General features: G+C 59.9%; 16 protein-coding genes. 14 read left to right on the plus strand and 2 right to left on the minus strand.

Annotated elements, in window-relative coordinates; genetic code table 11:
* Positions 1-15 precede the first annotated feature (15 nt).
* From MTX36_RS21165 to MTX36_RS21230, 14 genes are all read left to right on the plus strand, one after another.
* Complete coding sequence (locus MTX36_RS21165; protein ID WP_243621659.1) at positions 16-159, plus strand: hypothetical protein; 144 nt, start codon at positions 16-18, stop codon at positions 157-159.
* 85 nt (positions 160-244) lie between these two features.
* Positions 245-790, plus strand: coding sequence for a Dps family protein (locus MTX36_RS21170; protein WP_243621661.1), 546 nt, complete (start codon positions 245-247; stop codon positions 788-790).
* 407 nt (positions 791-1,197) lie between these two features.
* Positions 1,198-1,467 (plus strand): DUF4235 domain-containing protein, encoded by a 270-nt coding sequence (locus MTX36_RS21175; RefSeq protein WP_243621662.1) that lies wholly within the window; start codon positions 1,198-1,200, stop codon positions 1,465-1,467.
* A 15-nt stretch (positions 1,468-1,482) separates the two neighbouring features.
* Complete coding sequence (locus MTX36_RS21180; protein WP_374230514.1) at positions 1,483-1,758, plus strand: CsbD family protein; 276 nt, start codon at positions 1,483-1,485, stop codon at positions 1,756-1,758.
* A 107-nt stretch (positions 1,759-1,865) separates the two neighbouring features.
* Entirely contained in the window at positions 1,866-2,021 is a 156-nt protein-coding gene (locus MTX36_RS21185) for a DUF6131 family protein (protein WP_169633592.1), read from the plus strand.
* A gap of 241 nt (positions 2,022-2,262) precedes the next feature.
* Positions 2,263-2,979 carry a GAF and ANTAR domain-containing protein gene (locus MTX36_RS21190; RefSeq protein WP_374230515.1) on the plus strand — a complete coding sequence of 239 codons (717 nt, stop codon included), beginning with the start codon at positions 2,263-2,265 and terminating at the stop codon, positions 2,977-2,979.
* A gap of 354 nt (positions 2,980-3,333) precedes the next feature.
* Positions 3,334-3,480: a hypothetical protein gene (locus tag MTX36_RS21195; protein ID WP_243621664.1), complete on the plus strand. Its 147-nt coding sequence runs from the start codon at positions 3,334-3,336 to the stop codon at positions 3,478-3,480.
* A 20-nt stretch (positions 3,481-3,500) separates the two neighbouring features.
* Positions 3,501-3,782 (plus strand): hypothetical protein, encoded by a 282-nt coding sequence (locus MTX36_RS21200; protein ID WP_243621667.1) that lies wholly within the window; start codon positions 3,501-3,503, stop codon positions 3,780-3,782.
* Positions 3,783-4,427: 645 nt separating this feature from the next.
* A complete protein-coding gene (locus tag MTX36_RS30600) occupies positions 4,428-4,736 on the plus strand; it encodes a hypothetical protein (RefSeq protein WP_243621669.1) in 309 nt (102 codons plus the stop codon).
* Between the two features lie 70 nt (positions 4,737-4,806).
* Positions 4,807-6,969, plus strand: a complete 2,163-nt coding sequence (locus MTX36_RS21210) for a catalase (protein ID WP_243621671.1) — start codon at positions 4,807-4,809, stop codon at positions 6,967-6,969.
* 75 nt (positions 6,970-7,044) lie between these two features.
* Positions 7,045-7,770: a glycosyltransferase family 2 protein gene (locus tag MTX36_RS21215; protein ID WP_243621672.1), complete on the plus strand. Its 726-nt coding sequence runs from the start codon at positions 7,045-7,047 to the stop codon at positions 7,768-7,770.
* Complete coding sequence (locus tag MTX36_RS21220) at positions 7,767-8,702, plus strand: acyl-CoA dehydrogenase family protein (protein WP_243621674.1); 936 nt, start codon at positions 7,767-7,769, stop codon at positions 8,700-8,702. The genes MTX36_RS21215 and MTX36_RS21220 overlap by 4 nt, the downstream gene beginning before the upstream one ends.
* Positions 8,702-9,451 carry a PIG-L deacetylase family protein gene (locus MTX36_RS21225; protein ID WP_243621675.1) on the plus strand — a complete coding sequence of 250 codons (750 nt, stop codon included), beginning with the start codon at positions 8,702-8,704 and terminating at the stop codon, positions 9,449-9,451. Before MTX36_RS21220 ends, MTX36_RS21225 begins: the two co-directional genes overlap by 1 nt.
* The gene (locus MTX36_RS21230) at positions 9,448-10,068 is read left to right on the plus strand and encodes a class I SAM-dependent methyltransferase (protein ID WP_243621677.1); all 621 of its coding nucleotides are present in this window, start codon (positions 9,448-9,450) and stop codon (positions 10,066-10,068) included. The genes MTX36_RS21225 and MTX36_RS21230 overlap by 4 nt, the downstream gene beginning before the upstream one ends.
* An 89-nt stretch (positions 10,069-10,157) precedes the next feature.
* On the opposite strand, the gene MTX36_RS21235 is transcribed toward MTX36_RS21230, so the two are convergent.
* Together MTX36_RS21235 and MTX36_RS21240 are read right to left on the minus strand one after the other, a co-directional pair.
* Positions 10,158-11,534 (minus strand): NAD-dependent succinate-semialdehyde dehydrogenase, encoded by a 1,377-nt coding sequence (locus tag MTX36_RS21235; protein ID WP_243621678.1) that lies wholly within the window; start codon positions 11,532-11,534, stop codon positions 10,158-10,160.
* A 662-nt stretch (positions 11,535-12,196) separates the two neighbouring features.
* Positions 12,197-12,490, minus strand: a complete 294-nt coding sequence (locus MTX36_RS21240; RefSeq protein WP_243621679.1) for a hypothetical protein — start codon at positions 12,488-12,490, stop codon at positions 12,197-12,199.
* Positions 12,491-12,599: the final 109 nt, after the last annotated feature.

Here is a 12,599-nt window from a genome sequence, read left to right on the forward strand (position 1 = left end):
CACCACGGGAGCAAGATGACGACGATCGACATCCCGCCCGCTCAGAGCGGCGAGATCAGCACCGCAAGCTCCACCTTGGCGACGGCTGAACTCAAGCTCCGAATCGCGCTGATGTTCGGGGATCCCATATCGGAGGAATTGGCAGACCGCGTCGCCTGAATCGACAGGCACGATCTTTAGTGACACCGCAACTACCGCACTTGACCGGTGCAGACAGTTCGCGATTGCAACGAGAGGAAGACACATGTCAAATTTCACGGTTCCGGGACTGAGCACTGAAGACGGCACGAGTGTCGCCGCAGTTCTTCAGGAACGACTCAGCGCTTACAACGATCTACATCTGACTCTCAAACACATTCACTGGAATGTCGTGGGCCCGAACTTCATCGGCGTACATGAAATGATCGATCCTCAAGTTGAATTGGTCCGCGGATTCGCGGACGACGTCGCCGAACGAATCGCTGCACTGGGAAACTCCCCCAAGGGCACCGCCGGCGCCATCGCCGCCGACCGCACCTGGGACGACTACTCAGTCGGCCGTGACGACGCAACCGCACACCTCGCCGCACTGGACCTCGTGTACACCGGCGTCATCACCGACTGCCGCGCAGCGATCGAATCCGTCGGAAAGATCGATCCGATCACCGAAGACATGTTGATCGGCCAGAGCGCTCAGCTGGAAAAATTCCAATGGTTCGTCCGAGCGCACCTCGAGAACTCTGGCGGAAGACTTGTGCACGAAGGAAGCTCGACGGAGCTCGGCGCAGCCGACAAGGCTCGCCAAAACTAAGCCCACCACTGCTCGCGGGTTCGACTGGCCGAATACCACCGACCGAACCCGTCCACCGCCGATACGTGAGGAGGACCCCCAACCATGCCGCAACGCGAACATCGCATCTTCCAACTACAGCAACGGTTGCTGTTGGGTTCGATTGTGGTGGGAACATTGCTCGGCGCCTCAGCGATCGCGTCCCTCTGACGAGACGCCACCCGCATCCAGACAAACACGCGTGTGATGAACTCGAGTAGGTAGTACAGCGCTTCAAGAGCTCGTGTTGAGTCGGTCGGTTCCTCGGGAACGCTTGGTGTCCCCCCAGTGTGCAATGCCTGGAGATATACGAAAGTTATTCATATCCAGATTGTTTGACGCAGGTATTCGGAAAACAGCCGTACTCAAAAGACAGAGGAATTCACGCAATGAGTGCAATGTCCAAAGCAATGTACAGACCACTTTCACTTGCAACGAGTGTTATTGGTGGGATCGCCGCCGGGGCGGTGTTCCAGCAGGTCTGGAAGCGCATCGGACACAACGAAAAGGCCCCTGATCCACAAGACCTCAGCAGGTCGAGCAAAGACGTGCTGATTGCGGCAGCGCTGCAGGGAGCAATTTTTGCAGTAGTGAAAGCAGCAGTGGACCGAGCCGGCGCCAAGAGCTACCGGGCACTCGCTCACGAGAATCCGATGTGAGGTTCAGCCATCAGCGTGGCCGACAAATCGTACGTCGCAGGTAACGCACAGAACAAAGCTGATCAACACTTACCCGAAAGGATCACGATCACCATGGCTGATTTCCTCGACAAGGCAAAGCACAGGGCCGAAGAACTCATCGGTGAAGCAAAAGAAAAGATCGGCCACAGGACGGACAACGACGACCTCGCCGCCGAAGGCACCAAGGATCAGATTTCAGGCAAGACCAAACAGCTTGGCGACGACATCTCCGATGCTGCAAGCGATCTCAAGAACAAGCTCACCAACTGAGCCGCACCTCAACCACTTGCCGAGTCCGGTGAACCGATAGATCGGTCCCGGTTTACACAATCCGTAGATCAAGAAACTTCCGGCACAACGAAAGACGAGGATTCACCATGATTGTCCTGGGCATCATATTGGCATTGGTCGGCTACTTCACCGCGATCAGCATTCTGACCACGATCGGCATCATCTTGGTGGTCGTGGGCGCAGTGTTGACACTCCTCGGCACCACTGGCCGCGCGGTGGGCGGCCGCAAAGTCTGGTATTGAACCACCACATAAATGCTGCCCTGGTGGGGCGCTCTGATCGCATTCGGTCGGAGCGCCCCACCAGCACGAACCCAACAAGTTAGTCTGCGCAGGCGTCTTTCGAGATGCCTGCGCTTAACGCTGCGCCAAACGAGACACCACTCACCCCCGGCAAAGCCGCGCTGCGGTAGCCCGCGAACAGCGAGAACGTAGAATTCGAACCGTTCGATGCACGTTTGGATGAACGGAAGACCTGAGGTGTATGGCGATGGCTGGGCTCGATAACACACTGAAAGAACCCGCAGCGGTGTTCGCGGCGTTGGCACAGATTCTCTACTCCGCAGAGGATAGCGCCGAGGTGTACAACGCAATTTGTTCGGCCGCTGTCGAGTTGATTCCTGGTTGTGATCATGCCAGCTTGATGCTGCGCCGGGGAAAGACCAACGTTACTGTCGCTGCAAGTGACGAGATTGCCGCTTACGCAGACGAACTGGAACGCGCCACGCAAGAAGGTCCATGCATCGACGCTCTCGAAACGGCCCTCCCACAACTCGAATCCGATCTCAGGACTCCGAATCAGTGGCCCGAATTCGCGCAGAAAGCTGTGTCGGAGACACCGATCCGCGGGTCGATGGGTTTCCGACTGATGGTCGACCGTCGCAAGTTTGGCGCCCTCAACCTCTTCTCCGATACACCCGGTGCCTTCTCGAAAGGCGTAGCCGACCAGGCGGTCGTTTTGACTTCTTTCGCGTCTGTCGCGGTCACAGCACTTTCGCGAGGTGAGGATTCGGATTCGCTGCGGCGAGGTCTGGCGAGTAACCGTGAGATCGGCCAGGCTGTCGGCCTGTTGATGGCATTGCATCGAGTATCCGAGGACAAGGCCGTCGACACCCTGATACGAACTTCTCAGGAGATGAACGTCAAGGTCGCAGACCTTGCTCGCAAAGTCATCGTCGACCATCGTTCTACTCTCGATTAAACGGGCAACTGGGTTCGGAATGACGTTGTATTGCAATGTGATTGGGGTATGACGGACCGTAGGCCCGCCCCACCGAACATTCACACCTTGGATTCCAGCCGTCGTCGCAACCGCCAGTATGAGAGGTTGCGACGACGGTATCGTTTTCGGACCACTGTGGATTTGCACCCCCTAGCTGGGATGAGTGCCCTCTCAACCAGCCTCAGGCTGTGCACCCATCATTCGACGGTCCCACTGCGCCAGTTCTCTCACCCCCATGTTGCTAATTATCTATGTCACCTGATATAGATTTACGGCACGTAAAATCGCACAGTAGATGGAAAAGACCGGCGCACCCCTATCGTTGGAGCAAGCATGTTGACGTTGATTGACGCTCAGTCCACGCAGAGCCACAGGGCCCACTTCCGCAGCTCCACATTGGGCACGGCCGAGCTGAAGCTACCGATCGCACTCGTCTTCGGCGACCCCATCGCCGTGGAGATGACCACCAGAACCAACTGAATCAACAGGGGCGAACTCCAGTGACAATGTGGCAGCCGTGCGCACGGGCCATAATCACATCACTCCGCTCGGTTTCACATCCGCTCACCACGAAGAACGCAATCGATCATCCAGCCAAGGTCACTGCGGAAGCCGGCCGCTGCCAACACACAGCAGATGTCGTCTTGGTGATCGTTACTGCGATCATCCTGGGCGTCACGGTCAGTGCCTTACTGGTCAATGTTGTCGCCGGCGTGATAATCGGCGCCGGAACGGCAACGGTGTTCCGGTTCATGCTGCGGACGATCAACCCTCGAAGATGACTGATGGGGCCCTCACCTCTTCGCTTAAAATCTTCCTTCAACGGCATAGATAAGCTATATTCGTTTCGGCTTACTTTCTCCTCAGATTGCTGGACTCAAGTAATCGCAGGAGGCATGATGACCGGTCAGCGAGCAACACGCCGGACAGCGCCCAACGGCTCACACCACGATCTGGAGCCAGCCTTCACCGACGAATGAGGGACTTTTCATGAGCAATTGGGTTTCCCTGCCATGGGACGTAGTGCGATTGCAAGACAAGATGATGCGGTTTCCGCTGACAGTCCTCCGCCGCCTCGTCGTACACGCGTTCGACACTGACGCGCCATGTCGAATCACCTACCAAGAGATGGTCGACTCGGTGGACCGGAAAGACGGAACGATTCTCGGTGACCACACCATGGTCCTCCGGGCACAGACCGAGCTATTACCGCACGCCAAAGAACTGCCGTCGTCGCCGGCATGCGTCCTGGCACCCCCGAAACCTGATTCGGAACCCCACCTACCAACCGAATCTCCCGTCAACGTGCGGCTGAGGAAACACCACATGGTGTATCGACCCCAGAGTCTGCCGGATCGATCGTCGGACGATCCGGGGACGGAAAACCAAGAAGGGCCACGTCACCCAACCGAGAGGATCAGATCACCATGGCCGAAGAACTCATCGGCGCAGCACGAGGGGAAATCGGATACACACCCGACAACGACGGCGTCATCACGGAACTGGTCTCGGACAACGGCATTGTCGTCGGTACCCGAGTCCAGGTGATCGCGGCCGCCGAATCTCAAACCGACGATGCCAGAACTCAGATCGGGTCCGTCATCGAAGACTTCGCCGACGCGGTCATCGTCCCCTCGGGGACAGGCCGGGAATGGGCACCGGCGAAGCGGTGGGCGATCGCACTCGACGACGGCCGATTGGTCTTCGCCGCCGAGGGCGGACTCAAACTCGCCTGAAACCTCCCATTTCGCGGCCAGCGACACATTTTTCTGACGAGTTATTCGACAAGAGAATTGAGAAGGCATCATGTCCAAGAAGGTGGTTGAGAAGAACACCGTTAAGAAGAACCCTCCGATCCCCGGCTCCCCCGGACCCGCGACACCGCCGCTGGAAGAACCGGTCGAGCCCAGCGGTCCATTGCCACCGAAGGCCGATCAATCCTCCCCACAGCTTCGCACCGCAACAGCCACGGCTGTCGACGGACCTGAGTCCGCACGCGGACAGCAAGGTGAATATCTGACCACCGCGCAAGGCGCGCGCCTCCGCGATACCGATCACTCCCTCAAAGCCGGACCACGTGGGCCGACACTGCTCCAGGACCATCATTTGAGGGAAAAGATCACCCACTTCGATCACGAGCGGGTCCCCGAGCGTGTCGTCCATGCCCGTGGTGCCGGAGCGCACGGAGTATTTCGCGCGTTCGGTGCCGCTGAGAAGGTCACAAAGGCAGGCTTCCTCCGTAGAGGAGTCGAGACCCCGGTGTTCGTTCGCTTCTCCACGGTCCTCGGCTCACGCGGTTCAGCGGATGCAGTGCGAGATACTCGCGGTTTCGCTACCAAGTTCTATACGGCCGAAGGAACTTTCGACCTGGTTGGTAACAACATCCCGGTCTTCTTCATCCAGGACGGCATCAAATTCCCTGACGTCATTCATGCTGCGAAACCGCATCCGGACCGCGAGATTCCGCAAGCGCAAAGCGCACACGACACGTTCTGGGATTTTGTCTCCTTACACACCGAAGCCACCGCACACACTCTCTGGAATATGTCCGACCGCGGCATTCCGCGGTCGTATCGGATGATGGAGGGATTCGGCGTTCACACCTTCCGGTTGCTCAACGACGACGGTGAAACCTCACTGGTGAAGTTCCACTGGAAGCCGCGACTGGGTGTGCACTCAGTTGTCTGGGAGGAAGCGCAGTTGATCAACGGGTTCGATCCCGATTTCCATCGCCGCGATCTAGCCGACGCAATCGAAGCGGGCGCCTACCCGGAATGGGAACTCGGCATCCAGGTCTTCCCCGACACTCCGGAGCAGGTGTTCGAAGGCATCGACCTTCTGGATCCCACCAAATTCGTTCCCGAGGAACTGGCCCCGGTTCAGCCGATCGGGGTGATGACTCTCAATGCGAACCCAACCAACTTCTTCGCCGAAACCGAACAGATCGCGTTCCACCCCGGCCATCTGGTTCCTGGTATCGACGTCACCGACGATCCCCTACTGCAAGCACGACTGTTTTCCTACTTGGACACCCAGATCAGTAGATTGGGTGGCCCCAACTTCGGTCAGATCCCGATCAACCGTCCGCATGCACCGATCAACGACACGTTCCGCGACGGAATGCACCAGAGCGCAGTCCATTCCGGCGTCGCCCCCTACAAACCGAATTCCTTGGACGGAGGCTGCCCGTTCGCGGCCGGCGCAGAGTCCGGGGCATTCATCGAGGTACCGGTAGCGCTGGAGGCCGCGACGAAACTCCGGGCATCTCCAGCCTCCTTCGACGACCATTTCTCGCAGGCGCGACTCTTCTACAGCAGTCTCAGTGATATCGAGAAATCTCACGTGGCGCAGGCGTACACCTTCGAGCTGGGAAAGTGCTACGAGCACCCAGTCAAAGAACGCGCCCTCCTCGTGATCGCAAACATCGATGCCGGGCTGTGCGCGACTGTCGCAGCCGGTCTGGGCCTACCGGCCCCGAAACCGTCCGTCCCATTCGACGACGCGCCGACACCGAGCCCCGCTCTGTCTCAGGTAGGCGCCGAATGGCCCGTTGCCGGCAGAGTGATCGGCATCGTGGCCGATGAGAACTCGGACCTGGCCGGCGTCACAGCAGTAGTGTCAGCTCTCGCCGCCGATGGAATGGTGCCGCTGGTGATCGGCCCCCACGGCGGCACCGTGGACTCGGACTCAGCCACTGTCGCAATCTCGCGCACCTTCGACACTGCCCGATCTATCGAATTCGATGCACTTCTTCTTGCCGGGGCGCCGACGGATCCGCGGCTGGACATTCTTCTCGCCGAAATGTTCCGCCACGGCAAGGTCATCGGCGCATGGAACTACGGGACAGTGCTTCTCGAATCCGCTGGGCTCACTGCGTCGGACGGCATCATCATCGGCGAGGACGGTCCGTCGGTACTCGAACAGGTAGTCGCATTGCTCAAATCCCATCGTGTCTGGAGTCGACTCTGAGACATTGCCGGAGAGCGGTCGGTGTTCAAGTGTTCCGCCACTGCGGACCTGTAGATCGAACAAGGAGAATGGTCGATGCAGTTGAAATCTCCCCACAATGTGCGGGGCGTCGTCACGGTCATACCCGCCCATAACGAGCAGCAACTGCTGCCGGCCTGTTTACGGAGCCTCCGGCGCGCGGCCGACTCCACACCGATTCCGGTGACGACTATCGTCGTGCTCGACTCATGTTCGGATGGTTCCGCATTTGCTGTCAGTGACTTCGCGGACGTCCTCGTCGTGGAGTACGGCAACGTAGGAGCCGCCAGAGCCGCGGGGTTCAGCGCCAGCGCGAGCATCGGCCGCGAGGATGTCTGGTTTACGACTACGGACGCAGACTCGACAGTTCCCGAGTCGTGGTACGTCGACCAACTCGACTACTGGCCACACCACGATGTGGTCGTGGGCAAAGTCCGGGTCGATTGGTCCACACATTCGGAGAGGACCCGTCGGCGATACGACAACGCGTATCGCCTTCGCGGGAACAACAATCACGGCCACATCCACGGGGCCAACCTGGGAATGCGGGCCGACCTCTACCACCGTGTCGGCGGATTCCGCCCATTGGCCGTCGCGGAAGATGTCGACCTGGTGGAACGGATGCGCGATGCGGGGGCACGGATCGCGTGGGATGAACGGAATGTGGTGACCACGTCCGATCGAAGAACGCCTCGAGCACGCGGCGGATTCGGCGATCATCTCCGCGGTCTCGAACACGACTCCCAGACGCACAGTCCAGTCGCAGTCGCGGAGCACCCGTGAAATCCATAGCGGTGCACCCATCGGTCACTCCCGATGAGGCGGCCCAGTGGCCACTCCCTGGATCGGGCTGCGCCCGCGAGCGGTGGCACAAACTCGCCGACGCGGCGCGAATCGACCTCGTCGGCGCCCGCATGCTCGAAGCACACGCCGATGCGGTCGCCATCCTGCGGGAAGTGTCAGGCACGGCCCCACGATTGGGCGAGTTCTGGGGTGTATGGGCAGCCGATCCCCCACATGCGGTGGTCGTCGCACGAAAAACGTCGGAGGGCATTGTCCTCGACGGACGGAAGCTGTGGTGTTCAGGCGCGAGCATCTGCACTCACGCACTCGTCACTGCACGCTCCGGGGACGAGTCGGCACTGTTCGCAGTCGACCTCTCCGCCGCCGGGATCAATCCGGTACCGGACAGCTGGCCTGCCGTCGGCATGGCCCGAAGCGATTCCGGTGCAGTAGATTTCACCGCAGTACCGGCTGAACCCGTTGGTGCGGCAAGCGACTATCTCACCCGCCCCGGCTTCTGGCATGGCGCAATCGGCGTAGCGGCGTGCTGGTACGGCGGGGCTCAGGCAGTCGCCGACACGCTACGCGCAACCACGAGCGACGACCCCCATCGACTCGCGCACCTGGGCGGCGTCGATGCCGCCCTGTACGCCGCCGGCAGCGTCCTCGATGCCGCCGCCATCGACCTGGACCGACGCCCACTCGACCGTAGCGCCGGGGAGATCCGGGCACGACGCGTCCGGGCTGTCGTCGAGTCCTCCGTGAGCGAGGTACTTGACCGTGTAGGCCGAGCCCTCGGCGCCGCACCCCTATGTAACGATGCCCGGCATGCCCAGCTCGTCGCAGACCTGACGGTTTACGTGCGTCAGAGTCACGCCGAACGAGACCTCGCCGATTTGGCCCGGGCCTTGCGAACGGAAGTTGCCGACTGATGACGAGTACGCAACGCTTCGAAAGTTCACCGGTCGCGGACGGGGGCACCCCCGAGAGTCGTTGGGCGGGGCACACACTGTTCGATCCCTTGGACGACCGGCAATGCCCGGCGCTGGTCCTGGTAGCCCCTCACCCGGACGACGAAGTCCTCGGCGTCGGCGGGTGGGCGTCCCAATTGTCGGCGCGAGGTGTGCCGGTGACGATCCTGTCGGTCACCGACGGAGATGCCTCCCACCCGGATTCTCCGACGGTGACCCGCCATGAGCTGGCAATCCGCCGACGCGGCGAATCCAACCGGGCCGCACGATGCCTCGGGCTGGATTCACCGATCCGCCTGGGCTTGCCGGACGGGGCAGTTGCCGACCATGAAGACGCGCTCGCTGCACGGATTCGTTCCTACTTGCAGGCGGGTTTCTGGTGTGCAGCCCCGTTGCGCACCGACGGCCATCCCGATCATGAGGCCGCCGGTCGCGCTGCGGCACGCGCTTCGCACGAGGCCAGAGCGGTTCTTGTCGAATATCCGATCTGGCTGTGGCACTGGTCTTTTCCTGGCGACCTATCAGTTCCTTGGATACGTGCCCGGAGCGTCCCGCTTGTGAGGGACCGACTCGACGCGAAACGGGCAGCAGCCCGAATGTTCGCGAGCCAGATCACCGATCTGTCGGAGCACCCGGCGGACCGGGCAATCCTCCCCCCACACGTACTCGCCCGGCTGATACGCAACCACGAAACGGTGTTCGTCCCATGAGCAGAATGCCTGACGACTATTTCACCCAGATGTATGCGCAGAACCCGGATCCATGGGGGTTCGACGAACGGTGGTACGAGCACCGCAAACGCAATCTCACTGCCGCGATACTGCCGCGCGCGCGATTCCGTCACGCGTTCGAACCAGGCTGCTCCATCGGCAACCTCACCACCGTGCTCGCGCCAAGATGCGACCGCCTGCTGGCTACCGACATCGTCGATTCTGCCCTCGTTTCAGCTCGGTCGCGGTTGGAGCGAACTCCCCATCCCGACGTGACATTCATCTACTGGGCGCTTGGTGATCCGTGGCCGGCCATCACTTTCGACCTGATCGTTCTCAGCGAAGTGTGTTACTACGTCGAACCGCACGCTCTTCCGCGCGTCCTGGACGACGTTGCGGAGCACCTCACGACGGACGGCGTGCTGGTGGCGGCGCACTGGCGGCATCCTGTGTCCGATTACCCGATGACGGGCGACGAAGTGCACGAGACCCTTTCCCAGCGGCAAGCCCTCACACGCACAGCCCGATACGAAGACCCCGATCTGCTTCTGGAAACCTTCGTGCCCGTCGGTGCAACGCCCGAATCCGTAGCTGCGACCGAGGGGCTCGTCACCTGACCATCGGTGAGATTCACCCACTCGGATGGATACCCGCACGGATGTCCCCCGACTCCATCCAAACAGGAGTCAGGGGACTTATCCGGTAGTTACTTCTTGGAGACCCGGATCAATTTCTTGTTGACAAATTCGTCCATTCCCCAGGGGCCTAGCTCGCGCCCCACGCCGGATCGTTTGACTCCGCCGAACGGGAGACCGGGCAACGTCGTGCCGTGTTCGTTCACAAACGCCATTCCGACGTCGAGATCGGCAGCAACCGAGCGCGCTGCGTCGAGGTCGGCGCTCCAGACCGACCCACTCAATCCGTAGACCGACGAATTAGCAAGCTCCACAGCCTCTTTCGCGGACTTCACCTTGTAGACGACGCCCGCAGGGCCGAAGAGTTCTTCGCTGTACGCGCGCATCTCCGGGGTGACGTCTGCCAGCAGTGTGGGTTGAACGTATGCGCCCGGACCTTCGATCTTCTTCCCTCCTGTCAGCAATGTCGCACCCTTGTACACCGCGTCCTCGATCTGCGCGATCAACGTGTCAACTGCACTGTTCGAAGACAGTGGCCCCAGAACTGTACTTTCTTCCGAAGGGTCACCAGCGGAGACGGATTCGAATGAGGCAGTCAGTTTGCGTGTGAAGTCTTCATAGAAATCTTCGGTGACGATGAATCTTTTTGCCGCGTTGCATGCTTGACCAGCGTTGGACAAGCGTGCCTTGGTTGCCGATGCGACTGTGGCATCCATGTCGTCGGAATCGAGGACGATGAACACGTCGGAGCCACCGAGTTCGAGGACTACCTTCTTGAGGTTGCGTCCCGCGGTTTCCGCGACGCTGGTGCCGGCGCGCTCACTGCCGGTCAAGGACACACCCTGCACTCGAGGGTCGGCGATCATGTCAGCGATCTGTTCGTTGCTCGCGAAGACGTTGACGTACGCGTCCTCAGGTAAACCCGCTTGCCGCAGGATCTCTTCCATCAACAATGCGGATTGCGGACAGTTGGACGCGTGCTTGAGGATGATCGTGTTACCGAGCATAAGATTAGGCGCTGCGAACCGGGCGACCTGGTAATAGGGGTAGTTCCACGGCATCACACCCACCAGCGCGCCGATGGGGCGCCGGTACACCACCGATTCTTCGGCTCCGGGAACGTTGAGTCGCTCTTCGTCGAGCAACGCCGGGCCGTGGTCGGCATACCACTGGTAGATGGCGGCGGACAGTTGCACTTCGCCCTTCGCTTCGCTGACCGGTTTGCCCATCTCCAGTGAGATCATGCGCGCCAACTCGTCGGCGCGTTCGATGTACAACTCGGCAGTGCTACCCAGTATTTGCGCGCGCGTCTGCGGTGCAGAATTTCTCCAGCTCAGATAGCCGCGATGCGCCTTCTTCAGTGCGGCTTCCACTCCCGCGTCATCCAAAGTATCGAACTCCCTGACGGTTTCACCTGTCGCGGGATTGACTGTTTTGTAATTAGTCATAGTTGAACAACGCGCGGGACGGTCTCGAAGGTTCCTGGATCACGAGATTGAAAGTGAATCAGCTCAATAGGTTTCAGATGAATACGTGTTGGGTATCCATCCCTGCGCCCTTCACTTCTGACGACTCTGATGCCCCGACAACCGCGCTCACCCTGCCTCGAGGTCAGAGTAAGTACGAAATGGATGCCGCTCCGTACACCACAGTCAGGCCCGCGAGAACCCATCCTAAATAGGGCCTGACGCACAGGCGCTGCATGCGATGCCATCGGGGCGAAGCTCGCAAGAATGCACCGACAGTGCCCAGTGCCAGCGTTGCGCTCGGCAAGAAGACCAACAGACGCCGATCCTTCCGCGAGCAGATCAGTGTGTCGGCACCGAAACACTCGCCCCGGCGAGCACCCAGCCATGCAATCGCAATGATCATCGCAGTCACAGCCAAACCGACAGAGATCCCGTAAGTTATTGTCCGCCTGTTGATTGTCTGCTCGTTTCCCAGCGCAGAACTGGGTTTTCCAGTCATCGACGAAACCCTTCAATGCCCTTTGGAAACCGCTCCGGATATGCACTTCGAGCGACAACGATCTTCATAGTGCACGGACAGAACCGAATTCGTACAGCCACAGAGAGCCGTCAGGTGCCGGTCGATTAGCTGTCGGCGCGAATCAGTGACCTTCCTGATCTAGAAGATTTCGACCTTCGAGACGCTTGATGCGCCGTCGCTCCATCAAAACGGCAGACACTCCGAATGCGAAGGACACCACGCACACAGCCCCAGCGATAAGTGCCCATCCGCGAAATCCGTAGCCGGCTGCTACCAAGGCTAATCCGAGTGCCGCAAGACCAAGCCCGATCAGAATGTATCCGGGATAGCTACGTTCGTCGGCGATCGCTTCACCGACATGCGATCGATTGGTATGTGCGTGATCAGTTGGGAGGTCTCCATCGGTATCGGACACTGCACTCTCCGTTCTCTGAAGTAATTCGGACGCCCGTCAGTACACCGGAACACCTTCACCCCGGAAACAGTTAATCTATATCAGAGGATACAGATAATATCGTTGCCTG

This window comes from Rhodococcus sp. ARC_M6 (genome assembly GCF_022810305.1).
In the GTDB taxonomy this organism is placed as follows: Bacteria; Actinomycetota; Actinomycetes; order Mycobacteriales; family Mycobacteriaceae; genus Rhodococcus_F.